This is a genomic window from Sphingomonas sp. 22R3R2A-7, from assembly GCF_036856055.1.
GTDB lineage: Bacteria > Pseudomonadota > Alphaproteobacteria > Sphingomonadales > Sphingomonadaceae > Sphingomonas.
The window spans coordinates 560642-585827 of record NZ_JASPFR010000001.1 but is presented as its reverse complement, the minus strand read 5'-3'; the positions used below and the strand labels follow the sequence as shown (position 1 = coordinate 585827).

Here is a 25186-nt window from a genome sequence, read left to right as displayed (position 1 = left end):
ATGGCTTCGACCGACAGGTTCGACGCGATCGTCATCGGATCGGGCGTCAGCGGCGGGTTCGCCGCAAAGGAACTGACTGAAAAGGGCATGCGGGTCCTGATGCTGGACCGCGGCGTCATGGTCGAACATGGCGAGGGCTATCCCTATGACGGCAAGCCCGCCTACGAGGTGCCGGCGCGCAACCGCATGCCACCGGCAATCCGCGACAGCGATTATTTCATCGCCCAGCATGGCTATGTCGCACCCAGCAACCAGTTGTTCTACAACGACGACCGGCTGAACCCCTATGCGCATGACGAGGGCAGCAAATTCTACTGGATCCGTCCCGGCGCGGTCGGCGGGAAGTCGCTGATCTGGGGCCGCTGGTGCTTCCGCTGGAGCGCGGCCGATTTCGAGGCGAACAAGCGCGACGGGATCGATGGCGACTGGCCGATCCGCTATGACGACGTCGCGCCTTGGTACAGCTATGTCGAGAAATATATCGGCGTCTCGGGCTCGCGCGAGAACCTCGCCTATCTGCCCGACAGCGAGTTCCAGCCGCCGATCCCGATGAACGTCGCCGAGAAGTGGATCAAGCCGCGGCTCGAATCGACGTTTCCGGGCCGCAAGCTGATCAACACGCGGCTGTCGAACATGACCGAGGACAAGCCCGACCAGAACCGCACCAAATGCCAGTTCCGCAACCAGTGCGGCAATGGCTGTTCGTTCGGCGCGTATTTCTCGACGCAGGCGGTGACGCTGCCCGCCGCGCGTGCGACGGGCCGCCTCACGCTGCGCTCCGACGCGGTCGTCACCAATCTCGAATATGACGCCACCCGCAAGAAGGTCACCGGTGTCCGCTTCATCGACGCCAAGACCGGCAAGGCCGAGGTCGTCAACGCCGGGCTCGTCTTCCTCTGCGCCTCGGCAATGGCGTCGACGCAGATCATGATGAACTCGCGCGCACCGGGCACGGGCCGCAGCTACTTCGATACCAGCGGCACGCTTGGCCGCTACGTCATGGACCATATCTTCCGCGTCAACATCTCGGGCGATATTCCCGGGATGGAGGAGTTCATCGAATATGGCCGCCGTCCGGGCGGGGTCTATATTCCCCGCTTCCGCAACATCGACCGCGACGACGGGGCAGGGTTCAAGCGCGGCTATGGCTATCAGGGTGGCGCACGGCGCGACCCTGCGGCCCCGGTCGGGTTCGGCGCATCGATGAAGCAGGGCATGCGCAAATATGACGGCTGGAAGTTCAGCATGGGCGCTTTCGGTGAATGCCTGCCCTATGAGGACAACCGCGTCTCGCTCCACGCGAGCAAGGTCGACCGGTTTGGCGTGCCGCTCCTCCGCTTCGACGTGCGGTTCCGCGACAACGAGCTGCGGATGATGGCGGATGCGCGTGTCCAGGGCGAAGCGATGCTCAAGGGCGCGGGCCTGACCAACGTCGTCAGCGAGGAAAAGGAGCATGTGCCCGGCGACGCGATCCATGAGATGGGCGGGGCACGGATGGGTGTCGATCCGCGCAAGTCGGTCCTGAACGGCTTCAGCCAGGCGCATGAGGCATCCAACCTCTACGTCACCGACGGCGCGCAGATGGCCTCGATCTCGTGCGTCAATCCGTCGCTGACCTTCATGGCGCTGACCGCACGTGCGGTCGATCATGCGGTGAAGCAGACGCGCACCGCCTGACGCGGGGATACAGCGTGATGGCGGGTCTGGTCGCCGCCATCACGCACCCTGAAACTTCGGACCCGCGTGCAAGTGGTGGCGCCCGCACGCGCCCGCGCTGTGTTTTCCGGTCAGACATGGTAATCGCGCGCCGCGTGTCAGCGCGCGAACCGGAGACCGACGATCTTTCACCTCATCTTCACGCTGCCCTGCCTCGTGGTGATCGCACGCTGGCTGTGGCCGCTGTCTCTGCCGCTCGGGGTGACGCTGCTCGTTGCGCTCCTCGTGCTGGCCGCCTCGCAATATCATCTCTGGAGCCGGCTATCGTCGGGGTCGGTGTTCGCACCCGAATTCCCGCGTGCGCTCGTCATCGCGTTCAACGTCGCGTTCGGGGCGATCATCCTGCTCGCGGTGCTGCAGATCCTGCTCGACATCGGCATGCTGCTGGCGATGGCGGTCCAGCGCGCGCCCGTCGCGGTGCCCGACGCGTGGCGCTATGCGATTGCGGTCCTGGCGGTGGCGCTTGCGGCGCTCGGCGTCGCCAATGCGGTCCGCGTTCCGCCGGTCAAGGACATCGATGTCGTCGTCCGCGACCTGCCGCCGCGCTATGACGGTTATCGCCTGCTGCAACTGACGGACCTCCATATCAGCCGGCTGTTTCCCGCGCGCTGGGCCAGCGCGGTCGTCGACCGCGCGAACGCGTCGGGTGTCGACCTGATCGTCGTCACGGGCGACTTCATCGATGGGTCGGTGGCGATGCGGGAGCGCGACGTCGCGCCGCTCGCCAGGCTGCGCGCGCCCGACGGCGTCTATGCGATTCCCGGCAACCACGAATATTTCTTCGATTACGCCGCGTGGATGCGGCATCTTTCGGATCTGGGCATCCGGATGCTGCCTAACGCTAATAGGGTGCTTGAGCGGCAGGGGGAGCGGCTCGCGATCGTCGGCGTCACCGACCTCTCCGCACCGGGCGCGGGGCAGGCGGGGCCGGACCTCGCGACCGCGATGCGCGGCATCCCCGCGGGCGTTCCCGTGGTCCTGCTCGATCACCAGCCGCGCAACGCCCGGTACGGTGCCGAGCGCGGTGTTGCCCTGCAACTCTCCGGGCATACGCATGGCGGGATGATCCGCGGGCTCGACCGTATCGTCGCGCGGGCGAACAACGGCTATGTCTCGGGGCGCTACCGGGTTGGCGACATGACGCTCTATGTCAGCAACGGCACCGGGCTCTGGCCGGGCTTCGCGCTGCGGCTCGGCACGCCGTCGGAAATGACGCGGATTACGCTACGCAGGCCGGGGGACAGCCCGGGCTGACCGGCGTCGAGAGACGCCGCGAATGACGCCCCGGGGCAGTGCACCGCGGTCAAAAGCCCGGCCTATTAACATCGCTCAATCGGATAGTTTTTGGTGCGGGATACAATCGGATGGCGTGTCGTTTCGCGTATCTAACGAAACGGGGTCCGCTTGTTCATTCTCCATCTGGCCCTTGGGGGCTGTCTCAAGGCGCCACCGATCGACTTTGGCATAACGGCTGATTCCGGCGGCCATCTGGCGTATGTGCTCGACGCCGCGACCCGACAATCGACCAGCACGGGCGTCACTGCGGTGTCGATCGTCACGCGGCTGTTCCGCGATCCCCACTTGCCCGCCGAGCACCGGATGCCGACCGAGCGGCTGAGCGATACGCTCACCATCGACCGGATCGAGACCGGGGATGACCGTTATCTCGAGAAGGAGGCGCTCGCCGCGGATCTTCCTGCCTTTACCGAGGCGTTCTGCCGCTACGTGGCCGGGCTCGCGGTCCGGCCGACGCTGATCCACGCGCATTTCGCCGATGCGGCCGCGGTCGCGCTCGAGGCGCGTCGCCGTTTCGGTATCCCCGTCGCCTACACGCCACACGCGCTCGCGATCGACAAGCGCGCGCAGGGGCTCGCCGCGAACGGGATCGAGGCGCGGATCGCCGCCGAACGCGCCGCGATCGCCGCGGTCGATGCACTGATCGTGTCGACGCACGACGAGGCCGATCGGCAGGTTCGCGCGTACGGCGTTCCCGTCGACGGCCGGATCCACTGCCTTCCGCCCGGCATCCCGCAGCGATCGACGACCGCGCCCGCAACCGGGCTCGTCGACGGTCTCGGGCAGTGGCTCGACCATCCCGAACGCCCGATCGTGCTCGCGATTGCGCGACCGGTCGCCAAGAAGAACCTTGCCGCGTTGATGCGCGCCTACGCCGCCGACATCCGACTGCACGAGCAGGCCAATCTCGTCATCCTCGCGGGCCAGCATGGCGGGCAATCGTCGCCCGAGGAGCGCGCGATCCTCGACGAGTTGCACACGCTGGCGGCACAGCCGCTGCTCCGTGGTCGCGTCGCGCTTCCGCCGCGCCATCTCGCCGGCGACGTGACCGCGCTGTACGAGCGCGCGGCGGCGGGGGGCGTCTTCGTCAACCCGGCGCTGCACGAACCCTTCGGGCTGACGCTCATCGAGGCCGCGGGGGCAGGCGTGCCGGTCGTTGCCACGCGCAACGGCGGTCCCGCCGAAATCGTGTCGCGGATCGGCCACGGCATCCTCGTCGACCCGCGCGACGAGACGGACATCGCCGCCGCGTGTCTGCGGATCATCGGTGATCCCGCCTGTCACGCGCGACTTCGAACTGCCGCGCTCGCGCGCCATGCGTTGTACGATTGGGCACGCTATGCCGCGGACTCGGTTGCGGTGTACCGCTCGATCTGCCGCCGTCCCGCGCTGCTCGCCTGCGACATCGATCATACGCTGACGGGATCGAGCGACGGCGCGGACGCGTTCGCGGCCTGGCACCGTGATGCGGACATGCCGTTCGTCGTTGCGACTGGCCGCGCCTTCGCCGAGGCGCGCGCGATCCTCAAGAGCTGGGGCCTGCCCGAACCCGACGCCTTCATCGTCGATGTCGGTACGCGGATCATGCGGCGCGGCGCGGATGGCGGCTGGGCAAACTGTACGGCGTACGCTGGGTCGCTCGATCGCGACTGGAACCGCGATGCCGTCGCGTCTGCGCTCGCCCGCTTGCCGATCGAGCCGCAGCCCGTCGAGACGGACGGGCCGCACAAGCTCAGTTTCTTCGGTACCGCACGCGATGCCGAGACGATCCGGCAGACGCTTGCCCATGCGAAGCTCGGGGCGCGCGTGATCTTCTCGCACGGCCGACTGATCGACGTCCTCGCGCCGCGCGGCGGGAAGGCGGCGGCGATCCAGGCCTATGCCGCCGGACTTGGTCTGACGCTCGCCGACTGTATCGCCGCGGGCGACAGCGGTAACGACCGGGACATGCTCGAGCAATGCGGCTTTGCGATCGTCGTCGCGAATGCGGATGCAGAGCTTGACGACCTGCCCGACCGCACGGGCCTTCACCGCGTCACGCGCCGGCATGCGGCGGGCGTGGTCGAGGGGCTCGAAACGCTCGGGCTGGCATCGGCCCCGTCGCGGCAGGCGGCATGACTCGTCCGTTCGGCTATTTCGTCCATCATCAGGGGCGCGGGCATGCGGAGCGATGCGCGGCGATCGCGCATGCATTGCCCGCCGAGCGGCCGCTGACGATCTTCTGCGCCCGCGACGACATATTTCCGCCCTTGCCCGCAAAGGCCAGGATCGTTCGCATCCCGTCGCTGTTCGAGGCGACCGGCGACGAGGCGACGACGATGGACTGGGTGCCGACCCCCGCGACGCTTCACTGCGCGCCGCTCGGCTGGCCGGGCATCCGTCAGGCGATGGCGACGATCAGCGGCTGGTTCGCCAGCGCCGATCCCGCGCTGATGATCTGCGACGTCTCAGCGGAGATCGCGCAGCTGTCGCGGATCTGCAGCGTCCCGCACGTCAAGATCCTGCAGCATGGCGACCGTGGCGACGCGGGCCACCGTGCCGCCTATGACGGAGCCGCGGGCCTGCTCGCGGCGTTTCACGCTGATCTTGCGCAGCCCGACTGGGACGCCGGGATGCGCGCGCGGACCTGCTTCGCGGGCGGCCTCGGCGTCGACACGCATGTGCCCGACCGCGTCGAGGCGCGCACACGGATCGGCGTCGAAGCCGATGCCGAACTCGTTCTCGTGCTGTCGGGCGGCGGCGGTGGCGGCTTCGGTCAGGCACCGCTCGGGATCGGCGCGCGCAGCCGCCCGGCCAGCCGCTGGATCACGATCGGCCCGGTCGTACGCGACTGGCATGCAACCGAGCCGCACAATATCGAGCATCGCGGCTGGGTGGACAATCCGGCGGATTACGTCGCCGCGGCCGACCTCGTCACCGCATCGACGGGCAATACGACCTGCCAGCAGATCCTCGCCGCCGCGCGCCCGTGGCTGGCGATCCCCGAGTGGCGGTATTTCGACGAGCAGCACCGCAAGGCCGATGCGCTCGCCGCGGCGGGCGTCGCCTGCGTCCGCCCGCATCTGCCGTCGTCGGCCGATGCCTGGGGTGACGCGATCGCCGAGACGATGGCGACGCACGCGCCCGACCGCCAGCGCGGCCTGATCGCCGATGCCCCCGCTGCCGACGCCGCACGCTGGCTCGAGACGCTTGCCGACCGGCTGTGGACCCCGCCCGACCAGCCCGCGCGAAACGCCGCCTGATCGCTGTTCGCCTACCATTTCCATCCGATACACGGAGCCGCCATGTCCACCCTATCCGTCGTAACGCTCGCCAAGGGCCGGCCCGACCACCTCTATAATCTCGTCGTCGGTCTCTCGCGCCAGACTTTGAAGCCGACCGAACTGATCGTCGCCGTCATGCAGGACACGGCGTATGATCTGCCCGAGACCGACTTTCCGGTCCGTCAGCTCATGATCGGCGGCGACGCGCTGCCGCTCGCGGTCGCGCGCAACGCCGCGGCGCGGACCTCGGTCGGCGATGCGCTGGTGTTTCTCGACATGGACTGCATCCCCGCACCCGATCTCGTCGCCGACTATGCGGGGTATCTCGACCGGTTCGACGGGCTGTTGATGGGCGAGGTCATGTATCTGCCCGGCGGTGCGACGGCAGGCGAATGGACCAGCGATGCGTTCACGGCGATCGCCGTGCGCCATTCGGATCGCCGCGGTCCGCCCGCCGAGGGGATCGAGCTGTGCAACGACTATCGCTGCTTCTGGTCGCTCAACTTCGCGATGCGACGCGCCGCGTTCGAGGCGGTCGGTGGCTTTCATGAGGGCTATGTCGGCTATGGTGGCGAGGACACCGATTTCGGCAAGGTCCTTGCCACCGCGGGTGTCCCGATCGCCTGGATCAAGGGCGGGCTCGCGCATCATCAATACCATCCGCATCACATGCCGCCCGTCCATCATCTCGAGAGCGTGGTGCGCAACGCCGAGCTGTTCGAGGCGCGCTGGGGATATCGGACGATGGGGCACTGGCTCTACGCGTTCCGGCTGATGGGGCTGATCGATGACCGCGAAGGCGTGCCGATCCGCATCCTGCGTCGCCCTGATGCCGACGATCTCGCGCTCACCGGGCAGCAGAGCCATCAGCCCTATGCCAACACCGCGACGGTGATCCGGATGCTCGAGGCCAGGATGGCGTCGGACAAAGACGGCCGCGTCGCTGCGTGAGGATCGCGCTCCTGTCGCACGTCCGCCAGCGGATCGCGCAGCCGTTCATGGGCGGCATGGAATCGCACAGCTGGTATCTTGCCGAAGGTCTCGAGGCGCGCGGCCATGACGTCGTGCTGTTCGCGGCGGGCGACAGCGATCCGCGCTTCACGATCGACCCTGTGCTGCGCGAGCATTACGAGCGCGTCTTCCCCTGGGCGGAGCATCGCGGTTCCGCCCCGCTGATCGCGCATGTCGACCAGGGCTATGCCGCCGCCTGCGACAGGATCGCCGCGGGCGGGTTCGACGTCGTCCACAATAACAGCCTCCACCGTTTTCCGATCGAGCCCGCGCGGACTGCCGTCGTACCTACGGTCACGTCGCTGCACGTGCCGCCCTATGATGCGTTGCACTGGTTCGTGAAGGCGAGCGCGACGCCGACGCACCGGCTGACCGTCACCTCGACGCCGCAGCTGCACGCATGGTGGCCCGACGGCGCTCCCCCGAGGCGTCGGTGCTGCACAATGGCATCGACCCCGCCGCGTGGCCGTTCAGCCCCGCGGGCGACGGCAGCGCGGTCTGGTGCGGGCGGATCACCCCCAACAAGGGCACGCATCTTGCGGTTCGCGCGGCACGTGCGGCAGGAATCGCGCTCACGCTATTCGGATCGATCGAGGATCCCGACTATCATGCCGCCGAGATCGTCCCGTACCTCGACGGCACGATCCGCTATGGCGGGCATTGCGACGGCGCCGCGCTCGCGGCCGAGCTCGGCCGCGCGTCGGTGTTCCTGTTCACGCCGTGCTGGGACGAGCCGTTCGGGCTGGTCGCGATCGAGGCGATGGCGTGCGGCCTGCCGGTCGCCGCGATCGAGATGGGTGCCGCACGCGAGGTGATCGGCGAGGCCGGACGGTTCGCCGACGCGGACGACGTCGCGGGACTCGCCGCCGCGATCCCCGCCGCGCTGGCGATCCCGCGAAGCGTGCCGCGTGCCCGCGTTGAACGGCTGTTCACGCGCGACCGCTGGCTCGACCGTTGCGAGGCGCTCTACGCCGATGTCCGCGCCGCACACGCGGCTGCGCAAGACGTCGCCGCATGACGATCGACGTCATCGAAGCGCAGCAGGCGGCATTGCGCGCGCTCTACGCTGCGCATGTCGTACGCGGCGACCGTTATGCGCTGGTCGACTTCCCGGACCATGCCAATGTCGGCGACAGCGCGATCTGGCTGGGCGAACTCGCGATGCTGCGCGCGGTAACGGGGAACGATCCCGACTATGTCTGCACGTGGGACGGCTTCGATCCCGATGCCTTTGCGCGCGCCAGTCCGCACGGCGTCCTCTTCCTCCACGGCGGGGGCAATCTCGGCGACATCTGGCCGCATCATCAGCAGTTTCGCGAGCGCATGGTCGCACAGGTCCGCGACCGCCGGATCGTCCAGCTTCCCCAGTCGATCCACTTCCGCGCACCCGGCCGTATCGCGGCGTTTGCCAGGGGTGTCGCCGCGCATCCCGACCTGCACCTCTATGTTCGCGACCGGCCCAGCCTAGAACTGGCGCGGCGCCATCTTGACTGTCCCGTTGCGCTCGCTCCGGATTCGGCATTCGCCCTCGGCCGACAGCCCCGCAGGGCCGCGGATTGCGACGTGCTGAGGCTCCTGCGCACCGACGACGAACGCATCGCGCATGACGATCTTCCACCGGGCGAGGGGCGCATCGTCACGACGGACTGGCTCGAGGACGGCGTCTTGCCCGCTCCCCGCCCAGGTCAGTCGCATGCCGACCACTATGCGGCGCTCGCAGGCGCCCGCGTCGCGCGCGGGCTCGCCCTGCTGTCGCGCGGCCGGCATATCGTCACCGACCGGCTGCATGCGCATATCCTCGCGCTGCTGCTCGACATCCCGCACCACGTGCTCGACAACGACTATGGCAAGCTCGCGCGCTATATCGACGCCTGGACCGTCGCGTCGCCATTGATCGGGGATCGCGCGACGACGACGTCAGCGGGTTCGGCGCTCGCATGACCGAGATCAGTCTGCTGGTCTGCACGCGCAACCGCGGCGTGTCGCTGTCGCGGACGCTCGACTCGATCACGCGAGCCGCGAGGGCGGCGGCACATATCGCGCTCGAGGTCGTGATCGTCGACAATGGCTCGACCGACGATACCGCCGATCGCCTTGAGGTATGGGCCGGCACGCAGCAATTCCCTGTCGTCTGCGTCGCAGAGCCACGTGCGGGCCTCTCGCGCGCGCGGAACGCCGGGCTTGCCCGCGTGCAGGGGCGGATCGTCGCGATGACCGACGACGATTGCGTGCTCCACACCGGCTATCTCGCCGCGCTCGCCGAGCGGTTCGCGGCGGTCGATCGGCTTGCAGTGATCGGCGGGCGGATCCTGCCCGGCGATCCCGCCGACCTGCCCGTGACGATCAAGCTCGAGGATCACCCGATGACCGCGCCGCGCGGCGCGTTTCCCGGCGGCTTCGTCATGGGCGCCAATCTGGCGTTTACGCGCGACGTCCTTACCGCGGTCGGGCCGTTCGACGAGCGGTTCGGCGGCGGTGCGCGGTTCGTCTCGGCGGAGGATACCGACTTCCTGTTCCGCGCGCTCGGCCGCGGGATCAGTGTCGACTATGATCCGAGCTTCGTCGTCGATCATCATCACGGCCGCCGACGTCCCGCCGACGTGGTCGCGCTGCTGGCGGGCTATGGTTTTGGCGACGGCGCGCTCTACGCCAAGCACATCCTGACCGACCGCCGCATCCTTGCCGCGATCCGCGAGGATCTGCGGCTGATGCTCGCCGATGTCCGGACCTCGGCGCGGCCGTTCCCCTATATCCGGCATTTCCACGTCTTCCGCGCACGACAGAAGCTGCAAGGGTTCGCTGCCTATGCGCTCGCCTCGCTGCGTCGCCCAGGCCGCGGCACGACGCCGGTGTCGGCGCGCTAGCCCTCGCGCGTGCCGAACGGCGGCATCCGGTTGGCGACGCGGCTGCGATCGACGAACTGGTGCTTGAGCGCCGCACCGACGTGCAGGATCAGCAGCGCGTAGGTCACCCAGACGAGCACGACATGCGCCTGTTCGAACCCGCCATGCGCACCGCGCGGCAACCCGGGGATGAACGGCCAGGACAGCCCGCCGATCAGCGGCGTCGTCGCACTCGTCAGCGACGGCTTGCCCGTCGACAGATACATCCACCCCGTCAGCGGCAGGCCGATCAGGATGACGTAGAACAGCGTGTGATTGATCCGCGCCAGCGTCCGCTCCCATGCCGGCAGCACGTCCGGCAGCGGGGGCGGGGATTGGCGATGCGCCAGCCGAACCGCGCGATGCTCAGCAGCAGGATCGCGAAGCCGACCGTCTTGTGCCAGTTGAACCACTCGGTCCGCGCGTCGCCGCGGGCAAGATCGGCGAACGTCCAGCCGATATAGATCTGCACCAGCACGAGCGCCGCGATGATCCAGTGAAACGCCACCGCGCCCCGGTTATAACGGTGCGTACCGCGCGCTGTCGTCGCCATGTCTCATTCTCCCGGACGCCCCACCCATCGCGTGGCGTCCGGACCCTAGAGCGTCAGGGGCGGGGGATCGACCCCGGAAAGCCCGGGCAGGTCAGGCGGCTGCGGCGGGGCGGGCGGTCGCCTCGGGGCAATAGCCTGCGAGAAACGCCTGATGCTGCGGCAATTTCGCGACCTCCGCGGCAATCCCCGCCTTCAGCTCGGCGAGCGACTGCGCGAGCCGATCGGCGGGCATCAGCCGGGCGAGCCGGTGCCAGTTCTGCGGCGTCAGCCGCTGCCCCAGCATCACCTGCGACCAGGAGCTCACGCGGAAGAGGTCGTCGCCTGACTGGAACGCCTGCCCGCCCTCGACGAACAGCGCGATCCGCTGCGCGAGCGTGTCGGGGATCGGCATCGTTGCGCAGCGTTTCCAGAACGGCTCGCTGCGCTGATTGAGGTGATAATGCAGGATGATGAAGTCGCGCACCCCCTCGAGCTCGCGCCGCGACTGGTCATTGTACCGCGCGACGACCGAGGGATTGATCCCGTCGAACGGGAACACCTGTAGAAGCCGGGTCAGCGCAACCATCACGAGGTGGATGCTCGTCGACTCGAGCGGTTCGACGAACCCGCTCGCGAGGCTGAGCGCGATGCAATTCCCCTCCCATGCGCGCTGTCGCCGGCCCGTCGTGAACCGGATCAGCTTCGGCTCGGTGAGCGGGGTGCCCTCGACCGAGCCCAGCAGCCGCTCGCGCGCCGCGTCGTCGGACAGGAAATCGCTGTCATAGACGATGCCGTTGCCCACGCGGTGCTGGAGCGGGATCCGCCATTGCCAGCCCGCGTCGTGCGCGATCGCACGCGTATAGGGGCGGGCCGGCTCGACCGACGTCGTCTGCACCGCCAGCGCGCGATCGGCGGGCAGCCAGTGTCCCCAATCCTCATAACCGACGCCGAGCGCATCGCCGATCAGCAGCCCGCGAAACCCCGTGCAGTCGAGGAAGATGTCGCCCTCGACGCGGCTGCCGTCGTCGAGCGCGAGCGCGGTGATATGCCCGGTCCCGGGATCGCGGTCGACGCGCGCGATCCGCCCCTCGCGGCGCGTCAGCCCCGCCGCCTCGCACCGCGCGCGCAGATATTTGGCATAGCGGCCTGCGTCGAAATGATAGGCGTGGTTCAGGCGGCGACCGGTCTGCCCGGTCGCGAACCGGCCGGCCTCGGCAGCCTGGAGCTCGAGGCAATAGTCGCTGAATGGGCCGGCATCGCCGTTCGCCTGCGCCTCGAGCCAAAAATGCTGGAAGTCACCCATCCACGTGGCACGGCCGACGTCGCCGAACGAATGGATATAGCGATCGTCCGCGCGCGCCCAGCCTTCGAACGCGATCCCGAGCTTGAACGTCGCCCCCGTCGCCGCCATGAATTCGCGCTCGTCGACGCCGATCAGCGCGTGGAACGCCTGCACCGTCGGGATCGTCGCCTCGCCGACGCCGACCGTGCCGATCTCTTCGGACTCGACGAGCACGACGTCGACCAGCGGGCGCAGCTGCCGCATGAACAGCGCCGCGGCGAGCCATCCGGCCGTGCCGCCGCCGGCAATGACCACGCGGGTCTTCGCTGGGGTATCCATCGAATGTCCCTTCATCGATTGAGGCGTTGCAACAGCGTGGCGCGCAGCCGGCGCGCGGCGATCGCGTCGAGCGGGGCGAGCGCGCCCCGCGCATCCGTCGGCAAATGCGCACCGGCGCGCGCCGAGTCGCCGAAGACATAATAGTCGAACAGCGCCTGCCACCCCCGCTTCTCATGGTCGGGCCGGTCGCGCAGGCTGAGCAGCGCGTGCAGCAGCGTATTCTGCGGTGTGTCCATGAAACGCGGCGTCGGGTTCCACCAATAGTTGATCATCGCGTTGAACGGATCGAGCGCCTCGACCTGATGCCACCACAAAGCAGGATAGATCAGCGCGTCGCCGGGCTCCATCTCCGCCACCTCGGCCGCATCGAGCGCGTCGGCAAAGCCTGGATGGCGGACGAAGTCGGGCGCGTCGAAATCGACCATCGAGACGACCTGGCCGGCGGGCGTCGGCTCGAGCGGGCCGGGATAGAGATTGGCGACCTGATCGGGCGGGAACAGCGTGAACCGCCGCCGCCCGACGAGCGTCACCGCGATGTTGTTCGACATGTCGTGATGCGCCGACGCGATCGTGCGGTTGCCGATCCAGATGCTCACCAGCGGCGGATGGGCAAGCAGTTGGGGATCGCCGAACGGGAGCACGGCCTCGTCCCTGAGACCCGGGAGATACTGGTCGATATCGGTCGAGCCGATATAGATGCTTGGCGCGTCGGCATCGTCGACGCTGGCGAGCAACTGGTCGAGATAGGCGGACAGCGATCCGCGTTCGCGCGCGAAATTAAGCGCGGTGCACGCGGCATTGTACCCGAAGCGCCCACCGATCGCGGGGTCGCCGATATAGGCCGTCACCGGCTGTCCGCCATCGAACTGCTTGAGCCAGGCAACCGCCGCGGCGGGACCCTGACGTGCCGCGGCGACGAGCGGCACGTCGCGGGCAAGACCGCGCAGGATCGTCGGGCGGCCCTCGGCGATCAACTCGGCGACGGGCAGCGTCCGCGCGTCCGCCCCTTCGATCACGCGCGTCCGGCGGGCGATGGCGGGCACCGTCATCAGCCGATCTGCGCGAGCAGCTGGTGCTTGCGCGCGATCAGATGCTGGATGTTGCCGAGCGATGCCGCGGCGAGGATGGCAAGCCGCAGGATGCCCGAGCGGTGGAGGTGCTCGAGCGGCGCACCGCTCAGCGTCGCGAGCTGCTTGAGGTCGACGACGAGCACGTCGGGCACGGTGTAGCGGCGCTCGTCACTGACATCGATGGTGAGCGTGACCGGCGCGAGCAGGCCAGCGTCGTCGAGCGCGGTGTAGGCGGCCGGCGCGGTCTCCATCCCTTCGTAGAGCAAACGCAACACGCCGGTGACATGGTCGAGATACGGCGTATTGCCGCCATGCTCGAGAAACAGCGGCAGGCCCATTTCGTCACCGACGCGCGGATCGTCGAGGTCGACGTGGAGCATCGCCTCTCCGTCACCGTCACCGTCACCGATATCACCGTGCGCGGCGCGGACCATGCCGATCGAAAAGGGCCCGCGCCGATGACTCGCGGGGACGTAGCGGCTCGTCCACATGTCGTCGGCGAGGAAGAGATTCTCGTCCCGATCGAGCCCCAGCAGCGCATAGGCCTGAAGACCCTCGTCGCGACGGCGGAAGACGATCGCGAATTCGCGTTGCAGTTCCTCGAATTCGGCGGGGAAGACCAGCGCCTGATTCGCCGCATCGTTGAACGCGGCCCCGGCGCGCGGGCTGACGCGCAGATCGGCGTGGTCGATGTTGTTGATCTGTACGGGGTTCATCCGCTCCGGTCCCATTTTTCGTCCGGGTCTATCAGCCAGGGGGCGGCGGACAACAGGAAAAGGCCGCGGCACGGTGCTGCGGCCCTTCCATCGTCCGGCGTGCGCCGAAGCACACGCCGGCCGGTGATCAGAAGCGGTACCGCGCGCCGAGATAGAAGCGCGGCTTGAGTTCCTGCACATAGACGAGGTTCGTCTCGGTGCGGGCATATTGGCGGAAGGGTTCGCTCGTCAGGTTGACCGCCTCAAGCGAGATCGAGAAGCTCTTCGCGATGTCGTAGCTTATGCTCGCATCGAGCGTCCCGAACGCCGCGGTGAACAGCGGGTTGCGGTTGCCGCCCTGGTTGGTGCCCGACAGATATTTGTCGCGCCAGTTGTACGAGACGCGCGCCGAGAGGCCGTCCTTGTCGTAGATCGCGGTCAGGTTGGCGCTGTCGCCCAGGCCGGTCAACGCGAAGATGTTGACGTTGGGATCGGCATAGGGGTCAACGTTCACGTCGCCATTGACCTTGGTGTACGACACCGCAAAGCCGAAGCCCGTCTGGCCGAAGAAGTTGGTCCAGGCGACCTCGAACCCGTGGATGTTGCCCTCGCGGTTGTTGACCGGCCCGCTGATCGCGAAGTTGAACAAGGGATCATTGGCATCGGCAACGATATCGACCGAATTCGCCAGATCGACGACGAACTGCGTGCTCAGGCCGCCCGTCGCGGGATCGATATTGCGCTGGAACGCGGCGGACGCTGCCGCCTGGTTGCCGTTATTCTGCGTCAGCAACGCGGTATAGGAGAACAGGTTGATGTCGCTGAGCGGCAGGCCATTGGTCCTGAGATAGTCGAGCGCGATGCCCGACCGTGAACCGGCCGCACCTGAACCGGGGTCACGCAGCCCGAACAGATTGCCGCTGGTCACCTGGTTGCCGATGAAGTTGCGCACGTCCTTGTTGAAGAAACCAACCGACACGAAGCTTGTCGGCTTGTAATACCATTCGAGCGATACGTCGAAATTGTCCGAGACCAGCGGCAACAGCGCCGGATCCTGGCGGTTTGCGCCGGCGGGCGCGGCACCAAGCGCGGTCGGACGGTTGGGTGCCCCTGCACTGACGGAGGCGAACAGATTGCCGTAGTCCGGACGGGCGAGCGTTCGGCTGAACGAGGCACGCGCCATGACGTTGTCGATCGGTTCGATGTTGAAATCGAGCGACGGCAGCAGATTGTCGTAGCTTGCCTTGACGGTGACGGCGCCGCTGGGCGGTCCGCCATCGACCGCAAAGTCATTGTCCTGCGACCAGCGGATCCCGCTCGGGACCGACTGGATGCCGATCGACGTGACCCGTGTCTTTTCGTACCGCACACCGATCAGCGCGTTGGCGCGACGTCCCCCGAGTTCGCCGGCCCAGGTCATCTGACCATAGGTCGCCCACGTCTTCTCGCCGACGCGATCGTCCGCGGACGGGCTTGGCGAAACCGCATTGCCGCGTGCGGCATAGAAAGGCTCGAAGACGTCGAGCAGATCAACCGCGTTGGCGCGGAATGCGACCAGCGCGGACCCCGTCGACTTCGGGTCGTACTTGTCGAACTTGCAGGTGAGGCAGAAGGTGTCGACGAGATCGCCGGCGAGCTCCTCGACGCGGCCGGTGTCGGTAATGCCCCAGTCGCCCAGCGTCTGGATGCTGTTGACCGTGGTCGAGCGCATGTTCGCGTCAATATAGTTGCCACCGACGTTGAACTTGCTGCCCCCGCCGAGGTCCCAGGCGACGTCGCCGCCGAACTGGTTGATCCGCGCTTTCTGGGTCGACGTGATCCTACGCGCGACCTGGCTGCCCAAATCACCGACATCGAGGATGTTGTTGCAGTTGCCACCGCGGTTGCCGTTGGTCGCACGGCAATCGTTGATCGTCTCGGACTGCTGCGGGAAGCCGGTGGTGAAGTCGACCTTGTGCGAGGAGCGTACCGGGGCGCCGATCGAGATCGTCGTCGCCGAGGTTCCGTTCGAATTGTCCGGATTGGTCGTCGACTTGGCGTGGTTGGCGTCGAGCGTCAGCCGCAGATTGTCGGTGAAGTCCCACTTCACATTGCCGCCGACCGAATAGAGCTCGGTCTTGGTCGCGAACCGCTGCTGCTCGTAGCCCTTGTCCGCCTGGATTGCCTCGGCGAGGATGACCGCGCTCTGCATCTGCTTGTTGTCGTCGAAGGTGACTTCGGTGAACGGCCGCTGGAACCAGTTGGTCTGCTCGCTACGCTCTTCGCTCAGCTTGTTGCGCGCATACATGCCGTCGATCGAGATCTCGAAACGGTCGCTCGGCTTGAACTGGATGTTGGCCTGACCGTTCAGGCGCTCGCGGCGGTTCTCCGAGAACTGGTAGCGGCTGTCGTTGGGGATCTGAACGTAGGGGGTCGTCGGCCGATTGGTGATCGTCGTCGTCGGCCGGATATACGCACCCGCGGTGTTGAGGAAATCGGCCAGCGGCACGATGTTCCAGTAATTGGGGTTGGACTGAACCGACGCGGAATTGCGCAGCTGATAGCTGCCGAAGACGTTGACGCCGAAGGTCTCGTTCGGGTTCTTGTAGTTGATCAGCCCGGACAGTTCGGGCGTGACCTTGCTCGGATCACTCTCGGCCTTGTCGATCGAGGTATCATAGAGCGCCTTGGCACCGATCGACCCTGAAAGGCCGCTCTCGTTCGCCGACAGCGGTCGGCGGGTGACGACGTTGATCGCCGCACCGATGCCGCCCGACGGAATGTTCGCGCGCCCGGTCTTGTAGACCTCGAGCGTGGCGACACCCTCGGATGCGAGGTTCTGGAAGTCGAACGAGCGACCCGTGCCGGTCGCGAACGCGTTGCCGGTGCTCGTGTCGATGCTCGTCGCCGGAAGCTGCCGGCCGTTCAGCGTGACGAGGTTGAAGCCGCCGCTGAAGCCGCGAACGGCCACCTGCGACCCTTCGCCGTTCGCGCGGCTGATCGACACGCCGGTGACACGCTGCAACGACTCGGCGAGGTTGGTGTCGGGGAACTTGCCGATATCTTCGGCCGAGATCGCGTCGACGACGCCCGCCGAATTCCGCTTGATGTCGATCGCGCGGCCAAGGCTGGCGCGGATCCCGGTGATGACGATTTCGGAGTCGTCGCCCTGCGACTGTTGCGCCTGGACGGGCTCCTGCGCGACGACGGTTCCAGTTCCAGCGGGGGATTGGCCGGCTGGGCGGTGCTTGCAGGCGATCCTGCTTCGGTGGCCAGCGCCGTCTGCGCCATGCCGGCGGCCGGATGGATCAGGCACACGGCGACAGCCGCAACTGAACTCGAGCGCGCGAGCACCTTCAACACTGCAGAACCCCTCATCATTCTCTCCCCATCAGCGGCGTAGCACTGGTATCGACAAGCTCTGATCGGCTTGGTGTGTTAGGGCTAACATAGCGGCGCGGCGTGTCAACGGGAATCTCGCCGCCAGTGACGTGAATACTGCGGCAAAACACGATCTTCTTGATACGTGACAATAATGTCGGCGTGGCGATGCAGCGAAAACCGATGTTGCGATGCAATAAATAGGGTGTCAGTTCTTACCATCACTTCAGCGGATCGGCGATTCGCGCCGTCGCCCTCCGGACGGACTGAATGATATAAACAATTACTTTAATATGCTTCGACTTGCTTGATCGCATCGCGCGACGTGGCGCGGATTCAAACCGCTCGCGGCCGTTCCCATCCGCTCCGCGCAGCGTGGGCAAAGCAACGCCGCGCCCGGTAATAGGACGTAGCGTCGCCTGTCGGCATCACGAATGGGACCGCCACCGCCGGTCAGGGCGGTGGCGCGCGCTCAGTCCTTGAACGGGTCGATCGGGTTGATCGTCCCGTCGGGACGGAACGTCATCTCGGTCATCTTCGCCGAGCGCAGGTTGTTGCGGTTCGACAACTGCGTGTCGTGATAGAACAGCCACCAGCGGTTCTTGAACTCGATGATCGAGTGGTGCGTCGTCCAGCCCTGGACTGGCGTCATGATATGCCCGGTATAGCGGAACGGGCCATACGGATTGTCACCGATCGCATAGGCGAGGAAATGCGTGTCGCCCGTCGAGTAGGTGAAATAATATTTGCCGCTGCGCTTGAACAGCCATGACGCTTCGAAGAACCGCCGCTCGTGGTCACCGCCGAGGATCGGCTTGCCCGCCTCGTCGACGATCTGGACGTCGCGGGGGGCCTCGGCGAACTGCTTCATGTCCGCGGACATCCGCGCGACCTTGGGGGCGAGGGCGGGCTTGTCGTCCTGCTTCAGGTCGGTGTCGCCCGCATTGGCGTCGAAGCGACCATTGGCCCAGCGCTGCAGCTGCCCGCCCCAGATACCGCCGAAATACATATAGCTTTCGCCATCCGTGTCGCTGAATACCGCGGGATCGATCGAGAAGCTGCCACGGATGGGCAGCGGCTCGGCCTTGAACGGGCCGGTCGGCGACTTCGACGTCGCGACGCCGATGCGGAACACGCCCTGCTTGTCGCGCGCGGGCATGTAGAGATAATAGGTCCCGTTCTTGTACGCGGCATCCGGAGCCCAGGTCTGCTTCGACGCCCAGGGGATCTGTCCGACATCGATGCCGACGGGGTGGATCGTCACGGGGCCGCCGGGACGGTCCATGCTGAGCACACGGTAGTCGCGCATCGCATATTGACTGCCGAGATCATCGTCGGGGATCCCCGAATCGATGTCGTGGCTCGGATAGACGTAGATCTTGCCATTGAAGACATGCGCCGACGGGTCGGCCGCGAAGATCTTGGTCACCAGCGGCTGCGCCAGATAGCGCCTGCCATCGGGACTCCGCGGTTCGCCGCCGGCGTTGGCCTTGCCAGCGACCGGCGGCGCCTTGCCCGTCTGAGCGATCGCCAGACCGCCGGCGAGCAGGACGGGAAACATGGTCGCGAAAAGCGTCAGTCTACGGACGGTCATGAGCTTTGAATCCTTCCTAGATATACGATCTTCTATCGAGATCTGTCGAAAAATTGAGCATCGGATAGCGCTACCATACTCAAACCGGCGGCTGCGGCAAGACAGGTCTGGTGCGTCAGCGACGGCGAATTCGGTCTTTGGCGCCGGACGCTGCGGGCGTGAACAGTGCCAGGGGTATCGCCTCGCCCATCGCACGGTAGCCGGCCTCTGACGGGTGAAGATGATCGCCCGAATCATAGGCTGTGGCCAGCCGGTCCGGACGCGCAGGATCACGCATCAATGCATCAAAATCGATCACCGCGTCGAATAGGCCGGACGTCCGGATGAAGTGGTTGACCGCCTGACGATCGGCCTCGTTCTCGGCACCGGGATGATAATAGTCGTTTCCGCCGAACGGCATGACGGTGCCGCCGACGACCTTGATGCCATGCGCGTGCGCGCGGGTGACGATTTCCGTGTAGCCAGCGACGATCTGCGCGACCAGCGCGCGGTGCTGTGCCGTGGTCGCGGGCGCGTCGCGGGTCAGCGTGCCGAGATCGTTGATCCCCTCGAGCACGATCGCCCAGCGAACGCCGCTTCGCGCAATCACGTCGCGATCGAACCGCGCGAGCAGATTGGGCCCGAGCCCGTCGAGCAGGATACGGTTGCCGCCAATCCCTGCATTGAGGACGCCGATCACACGGGTCGCCGGGCTGGCGCGGAGCCGTATCGCCAGCACGTCGGTCCACCGCGAATTACGCTCGGGCAGCACGCCATAGCCGTCGGTGATCGAGTCGCCGATCGCGACGATCGTGCCCGAATTGGTGTCCGGCGCGACGGGCGCCATGACCTCGATATCCGAGAGCGCATACCAGCGCGTCGTCGGCTTTGCTCCGGCGAGCGCGACATCCGCCGCATGCGCACCGCGAAGCGTGAAGCTGGTTGCCCGCGCGCCGGGATGCCCGGTCTGCGGCGTGGGCGCATCCGGCAGGTACAGGCTGACCGCGACGTCCGCGCCCGCCGCGACGTGCAGCGTGACCGGATCCGAATAGAGCTCCGCACCCGCGGGGATCACCGTGTCCGGCCGTCCCGCGAAGGTGAGGGAGGTGCCGCCGTCGATACGCGGCGTCCCCGGGGCGGCTGCGTGTGCAAGGTGAGCGGCGCCGATCGGCAGTGGTCGTGCGCCGAAGACGTTCGACAACCGGACGCGGACCACGTCGCCACCCGCCGACACCCGTACGATCTGGCGCAGCGTGACGTCGCTCGCGCGGTCGGCGGGGAGCGCGTTCTCGCCTTCCGGAACGAGCTGCGACGTTCCCCAGGTCGTGATCCATCGAGGCTCGGACGGTTGCGCGGCTGCCGAACGCATGGCGGGTGCCTGTGCGGGGTTTCGGGCAGCGGCGCCGGTGGAAAGCCCGGTCGCCGCCAATGCGGTGGCGAGCAGCGCTGCCGCGATCCACGGCGTCGTGGCGCGTCCGCTGGCGGATGCGATGCGATCGCGGGTCATTGCGGGTTGCCCGGCGCATAGGGGAAGCTCTGCGCCTTGTACCACGCGAGGTCGTGCGCAGGCGGTGCGGCACCCGCGGGCAGTGCGAGGCCGTTGACCGACATCCAGTAGCTCAGCGACGCATCGCGCCACCAGCGCGCCTCCTGTTCCTGGATCGCGAGGAAGCGATCGGTCTTCGTCCAGCGCTCCGCGTCGATCTCGCTCCGAAGCGCGTTCCATTGCTGCCGCATGCCGCCGACATAGCCGACGCCGCGGTCGTAATCATGCACCATCTCCGCCCAGAGCGTCCGCCCGGACGCCATCGGCCGGTCCCAGGCGACATGGTGGAACCACAGCAGGTCGCGTTCGGGCGTGGTCGCCGGATCCGTGAGGCCGCGCGCGACCGGCGGGGCATATTGCGCAACCGCGTTGCTGCCCGTCCTGGTCCGGTCGAACCCGATCCCGGCCTTGTCGGCGCGGTGATAATAGACCGGGTTCCACTCGGGACGCTTCAGCTCGGCGACCCAGGGGCCGGGGCCATAATGATGCCCCGTCGCCATCACATGCGCGAGACCCAGCGGCGTCATATAGTCGACGACCGCCTCGCGCGATCCCATCATCATTGCGGTTACCGGACCGACGATCGCGGGCGAGGCGCCGAAGGTCATCGCCGCCCATTCGCGTGCGACAGGCTCGGCGCCGATCGTCGGATCCCAGGCCATGCGTCCGAACGCGTACCAGTTCGCCTGGTTGAACGGCGAACCGGCCCAGTCGCGATCACGGCCGATATTGGCGACGCCCGCCATGCCGGTCAGCGCATGCCCCTCAAGCGATCCGTCGACCACGCGTGCGACGGTCGATCCCTTGCCCCTGGCCATCGTGTCGCTCGCCAGCGTCTCGGCGAACATCGGTCCGAGATAGGCGAGGTGGGTCGCGAAACCGAGATATTCCTTCGTCGTCTGGAATTCGATCATCAGCGGCGTCCTGGGCATCGCGCCGAACAGCGGATGGAACGGCTCGCGTGGCTGGAAATCGATGGCGCCGTTCTTGACCTGGACGATGACGTTCTTGGCGAACCTGCCGTCGAGCGGCTTGAACTCGGTATAGGCCTGTTTCGCGCGATCGTCGGGATCCGTCTCGGCATAGACGAACGCGCGCCACATCACGATGCCGTCATGCGGTGCCACGGCGGCGGCGAGCATGTTGGCGCCGTCCGCATGGCTGCGGTGATAGTCGCGCGGGCCCGGCTGTCCCTCGCTGTTTGCCTTGACGAGGAACCCGCCGAAATCCGGGATCGCGCGATAGATCTCGTCGGCCTTGGCCTTCCACCACGCCGCCACCTGCGGATCGAGCGGATCGGCCGTCTTCAGCCCGCCAAGCTCGATCGGCGCCGAAAAGCGCGCCGACAGATACACCTTGATCCCATAGGGGCGGAAGACGTCGGCCAGCGCCGCGGCCTTCGCGATATAGCGGGGCGACAGGCTCTCGGGCTTCGCGTTGACGTTGTTCAGGACCGTCCCGTTGATCCCGATCGACGCATTGGCGCGTGCGTAATCGGTATAGCGCGGATCCTTGAAGTCGGGGAGCGTCCACCAGTCCCACAAGGACTGCCCCGCATAGCCGCGCTCGACGACGCCATCGAGATTGTCCCAGTGATTGAGCACGCGCAACTTGACGCGCGGTGCCGAGAACAGCGCGACGCCTGCCAGCGTCCCGCCGGTCTGGAGATGGCGCAGCAGCGCGAAGCTGCCGTACAGCACGCCCCGATCGGTGTTCGCGGTGATCAGCGTCACACGTCGGCCGCCGATCGATGCGGCGCGCACGACATACCCCTCGTCCCCGAGCGATGTCAGCGGCAGTCTGAGCGACGCGACGTCGCGGTCGGACGCGGTCGCGAGCATGATCGCGGTCGTGCTGCTACCCTGCAGCGAGGCGGCACCCGTCAGCCCGCGGCGCAGCTCGTCGGCAGCGGCCCGAAGCGTCGCGCTGTCGCCGCGGATCTCGACCGCCTGCGCGTCGCGATGCAGCGTCGCCGCCTTGGCGGGCGACACCGCGCGATAGCGCATCCAGAGGTCATATCCATCCTCGGCCTGCGCCGCGGTCGTGCCGGCGACAAGCGCGGCAACGGTAAACCCAAGCCAACCAATCAGCCTCATTCTTTCCTCTCCCGCCGACCGGCTCCGCATTGACAACGGAATGGTTTGTCGGACATTGTTATCGCTATCACGACGACGGTGTCGACAGCAATGCCGCGTTTAGAGACAGGAGAAGACGGTTGTTTGGCGACAAGACTGGCGCGATACCCACCAACAGGCGGGCTGTGTTGCGATGGCTGGGCTCAGCGTCCGCCGCCGCACTGACCCCCGGAGTCGCGCTGGCGGCAACTGCGGAGCGGCTCGTCTACCGCGACCCCAGGGCGCCGGTCGACCTGCGCGTTCAGGACCTGATGGCGCGCATGACGCTCGACGAAAAGGTCGCGCAGCTCATCACCTTGTCGACGACCAAGAAGGACGTGATGGACGCCGCGCTCCGGTTCGACCCGGCGCGTGCGGACAGCGCGTATCCGAACGGCATCGGCCAGATCGCACGTCCCTCCGACCGTGGCGGCGCGGCGACGCTGACCAACACGGGCAACGACGTCACGGGCCGGTGGCGCGCGCCGGCAGACACGATCGCGTTCGTCAACGCCGCGCAGCTTTGGGCGACGACACGCTCGCGGCTCGGCATCCCTATCCTGTTCCACGAGGAGGCGCTGCACGGCTTCATGGCCCCCGAGGCGACCAGCTTTCCGCAGGCCATCGCGTTGGCGGGCAGTTTCGACCGCGAGCTGGTGCGGCGGGTGAATGCGGTGATCGCGCGCGAAGTCCGTGCGCACGGCACCGTCCTCGCACTGAGCCCGGTCGTCGACATCGCGCGCGACCCGCGCTGGGGCCGGATCGAGGAAACGTTCGGCGAAGACCCGTATCTGTGCGGCGAGATGGGCGTCGCCGCGGTGATCGGGCTGCAGGGCGAGAGCAAGACGCTGGCCCCCGACAAGGTGTTCGCGACGCTCAAGCACATGACCGGGCACGGCCAGCCCGAAAGCGGTGAAAACGTCGCGCCTGCGCCGCTCGCCGAACGCGAGCTGCGCGACTTCTTCTTCCCGCCGTTTCGTGCGGTCGTCACGCGTACCGGGGTGGGTGCGGTCATGCCCTCGTACAACGAGATCGATGGCGTGCCGAGCCATGCGAACACCTGGCTGCTGCAGGACGTGCTGCGCGGCGAATGGGGCTTCGACGGGGCGGTGGTCAGCGATTATGCGGCGATCGGCGAACTCGCATCGCTACATCACATCGCCGCGGATCGCGACGCGGCCGCTCGGCTCGCACTCGCCGCGGGGGTCGATTCGGATCTTCCGGACGGGCTGGCCTATCGCTCGCTCGCGGATCAGGTTCGCGCGGGCAAGGTCTCGCTCGCTGCGGTCGATGCCGCGTGCCGCCGGATGCTGACGATGAAGATCCGCTCGGGGATGTTCGAGCGCGCGACGGTCGATCCCAAGGCCGCGGCCCGGCTGACGGGCAATGCCGAGGCGCGCGCGCTGGCGCTTGAGGCGGCGCATCGCTCGATCACGCTGCTCGTCAACGACGGCATCCTTCCGCTGACCGCGGGCGCGCACAAGCGCGTCGCAGTCATTGGTCCGAATGCCGCGGTCGGCCGGCTCGGCGGCTATTCGTCGATCCCGAAGGCGACGGTGTCGCTGCTCGAGGGCGTGCGTGCGCGGTTGAAAGGCAAGGCCGAGGTCGTCCATGCGCAGGGCGTCTTCATCACGCAGAGCGAGGACCGCTCCGCCAACGAAGTGCTGCTCGCGGATCCGGCGAAGAACCGGCAGCTGATCGACGAGGCGGTCGCCGTCGCGACCAGCGCGGACCTCATCCTCGTCGCGGTGGGGGATACCGAGCAGACGAGCCGCGAAGGCTATGCGCGCAATCACCTCGGCGACCGCACGAGCCTCGACCTGCTCGGTGAACAGAATGCGCTTGTCGCCGCGATGAAGGCGACGGGAAAGCCGGTGATCGTGGTCGCGATCAACGGGCGCCCCCGTCCTGGCCCGCTGCGGTCGAGAGCGCGAACGCGTTTCTCGAATGCTGGTATGCGGGGCAGGAGGGCGGCACCGCGATCGCCGACGTGCTGTTCGGCGACGTCAATCCCGGCGCCAAGCTGCCGGTGACGGTGGCGCGCAGCGTCGGCCAGCTGCCGGTATTCTACAACGCCAAGCCGTCCGCCCGCCGCGGCTATCTGTTCGACACCACCGCGCCGTTGTTCCCGTTCGGCTTCGGGCTCAGCTACACCCGCTTCGAGATCGGCGCGCCGCGCCTGTCGGCGCCGCGGATCGGGATCGCCGGCTCGGTTACGGTCGCGGTCGAGGTCGCCAATGTCGGTGCACGCGCCGGCGACGAGGTCGTCCAGCTCTATGTCCGCGACCAGGTCTCATCGGTCGCCCGCCCGATCCTCGAGCTCAAGGGTTTCGAGCGCGTCACGCTGGCCGCCGGCGAGCGACGCACGCTCAGCTTCACGCTGAACGCCGATGCGTTCCGGTTCTTCGACATCGCGATGCGCGAAGTCGTCGAGCCGGGGCTGTTCGACATCATGGTCGGTGCCGATTCCGCGCACCTCAAGACCGCAATTCTCGAAATCGTCTGAA

At 67.2% G+C, this 25186-nt stretch carries 15 protein-coding genes and 3 pseudogenes; 10 read left to right on the top strand and 8 right to left on the bottom strand.

The features are described 5' to 3' along the window. The 9 genes and pseudogenes from QP165_RS02665 (at position 1) to QP165_RS02625 (ending at position 10150) form a co-directional block, all read left to right on the top strand. A complete protein-coding gene (locus QP165_RS02665; protein ID WP_056023470.1) occupies positions 1 to 1677 on the top strand; it encodes a GMC oxidoreductase in 1677 nt (558 codons plus the stop codon). Positions 1678 to 1872: 195 nt separating this feature from the next. After that, positions 1873 to 2970 (top strand): metallophosphoesterase, encoded by a 1098-nt coding sequence (locus tag QP165_RS02660; protein WP_333993632.1) that lies wholly within the window; start codon positions 1873 to 1875, stop codon positions 2968 to 2970. A 150-nt stretch (positions 2971 to 3120) separates the two neighbouring features. After that, complete coding sequence (locus QP165_RS02655; protein WP_333993630.1) at positions 3121 to 5130, top strand: HAD family hydrolase; 2010 nt, start codon at positions 3121 to 3123, stop codon at positions 5128 to 5130. Further along, positions 5127 to 6254, top strand: a complete 1128-nt coding sequence (locus QP165_RS02650; protein WP_333993629.1) for a hypothetical protein — start codon at positions 5127 to 5129, stop codon at positions 6252 to 6254. The genes QP165_RS02655 and QP165_RS02650 overlap by 4 nt, the downstream gene beginning before the upstream one ends. 42 nt (positions 6255 to 6296) lie before the next feature. After that, positions 6297 to 7226, top strand: coding sequence for a glycosyltransferase family 2 protein (locus tag QP165_RS02645; RefSeq protein WP_333993627.1), 930 nt, complete (start codon positions 6297 to 6299; stop codon positions 7224 to 7226). Positions 7227 to 7273: 47 nt separating this feature from the next. After that, positions 7274 to 7597: pseudogene (locus QP165_RS02640) on the top strand (glycosyltransferase); the annotation flags it as partial. Between the two features lie 89 nt (positions 7598 to 7686). Further along, positions 7687 to 8304 (top strand): glycosyltransferase, encoded by a 618-nt coding sequence (locus QP165_RS02635; protein ID WP_333993626.1) that lies wholly within the window; start codon positions 7687 to 7689, stop codon positions 8302 to 8304. Further along, positions 8301 to 9227: a polysaccharide pyruvyl transferase family protein gene (locus QP165_RS02630; RefSeq protein ID WP_333993624.1), complete on the top strand. Its 927-nt coding sequence runs from the start codon at positions 8301 to 8303 to the stop codon at positions 9225 to 9227. The genes QP165_RS02635 and QP165_RS02630 overlap by 4 nt, the downstream gene beginning before the upstream one ends. Further along, entirely contained in the window at positions 9224 to 10150 is a 927-nt protein-coding gene (locus QP165_RS02625; RefSeq protein WP_333993622.1) for a glycosyltransferase family 2 protein, read from the top strand. The genes QP165_RS02630 and QP165_RS02625 overlap by 4 nt, the downstream gene beginning before the upstream one ends. Here the strand turns inward: QP165_RS02625 and QP165_RS02620 are convergent. The 8 genes and pseudogenes from QP165_RS02620 to QP165_RS02585 all read right to left on the bottom strand — a co-directional run bounded on the left by QP165_RS02620 (position 10147) and on the right by QP165_RS02585 (position 22661). Next, positions 10147 to 10721: pseudogene (locus QP165_RS02620) on the bottom strand (cytochrome b). The gene QP165_RS02625 and the pseudogene QP165_RS02620 overlap by 4 nt on opposite strands. A gap of 91 nt (positions 10722 to 10812) precedes the next feature. Further along, on the bottom strand, positions 10813 to 12321 hold the full coding sequence (locus tag QP165_RS02615) for a tryptophan halogenase family protein (protein ID WP_333993620.1): 1509 nt from the start codon (positions 12319 to 12321) through the stop codon (positions 10813 to 10815). Between the two features lie 11 nt (positions 12322 to 12332). Continuing rightward, a complete protein-coding gene (locus QP165_RS02610) occupies positions 12333 to 13370 on the bottom strand; it encodes a cupin-like domain-containing protein (protein WP_333993618.1) in 1038 nt (345 codons plus the stop codon). Continuing rightward, on the bottom strand, positions 13370 to 14107 hold the full coding sequence (locus QP165_RS02605) for a SapC family protein (RefSeq protein ID WP_333993616.1): 738 nt from the start codon (positions 14105 to 14107) through the stop codon (positions 13370 to 13372). Before QP165_RS02605 ends, QP165_RS02610 begins: the two co-directional genes overlap by 1 nt. A 127-nt stretch (positions 14108 to 14234) precedes the next feature. Continuing rightward, entirely contained in the window at positions 14235 to 17381 is a 3147-nt protein-coding gene (locus tag QP165_RS02600) for a TonB-dependent receptor (RefSeq protein WP_333993614.1), read from the bottom strand. A 537-nt stretch (positions 17382 to 17918) separates the two neighbouring features. Further along, a complete protein-coding gene (locus QP165_RS02595; protein ID WP_333993613.1) occupies positions 17919 to 19040 on the bottom strand; it encodes a glycoside hydrolase family 43 protein in 1122 nt (373 codons plus the stop codon). Positions 19041 to 19155: 115 nt separating this feature from the next. After that, a complete protein-coding gene (locus QP165_RS02590; protein ID WP_333993612.1) occupies positions 19156 to 20526 on the bottom strand; it encodes an SGNH/GDSL hydrolase family protein in 1371 nt (456 codons plus the stop codon). Further along, the gene (locus QP165_RS02585) at positions 20523 to 22661 is read right to left on the bottom strand and encodes an alpha-glucuronidase family glycosyl hydrolase (protein ID WP_333993610.1); all 2139 of its coding nucleotides are present in this window, start codon (positions 22659 to 22661) and stop codon (positions 20523 to 20525) included. Before QP165_RS02585 ends, QP165_RS02590 begins: the two co-directional genes overlap by 4 nt. A gap of 143 nt (positions 22662 to 22804) precedes the next feature. On the opposite strand from QP165_RS02585, the pseudogene QP165_RS02580 reads away from it, so the two are divergent. After that, a pseudogene (locus QP165_RS02580) lies at positions 22805 to 25185 on the top strand (glycoside hydrolase family 3 N-terminal domain-containing protein). The last annotated feature ends 1 nt before the right edge of the window (position 25186 follow it).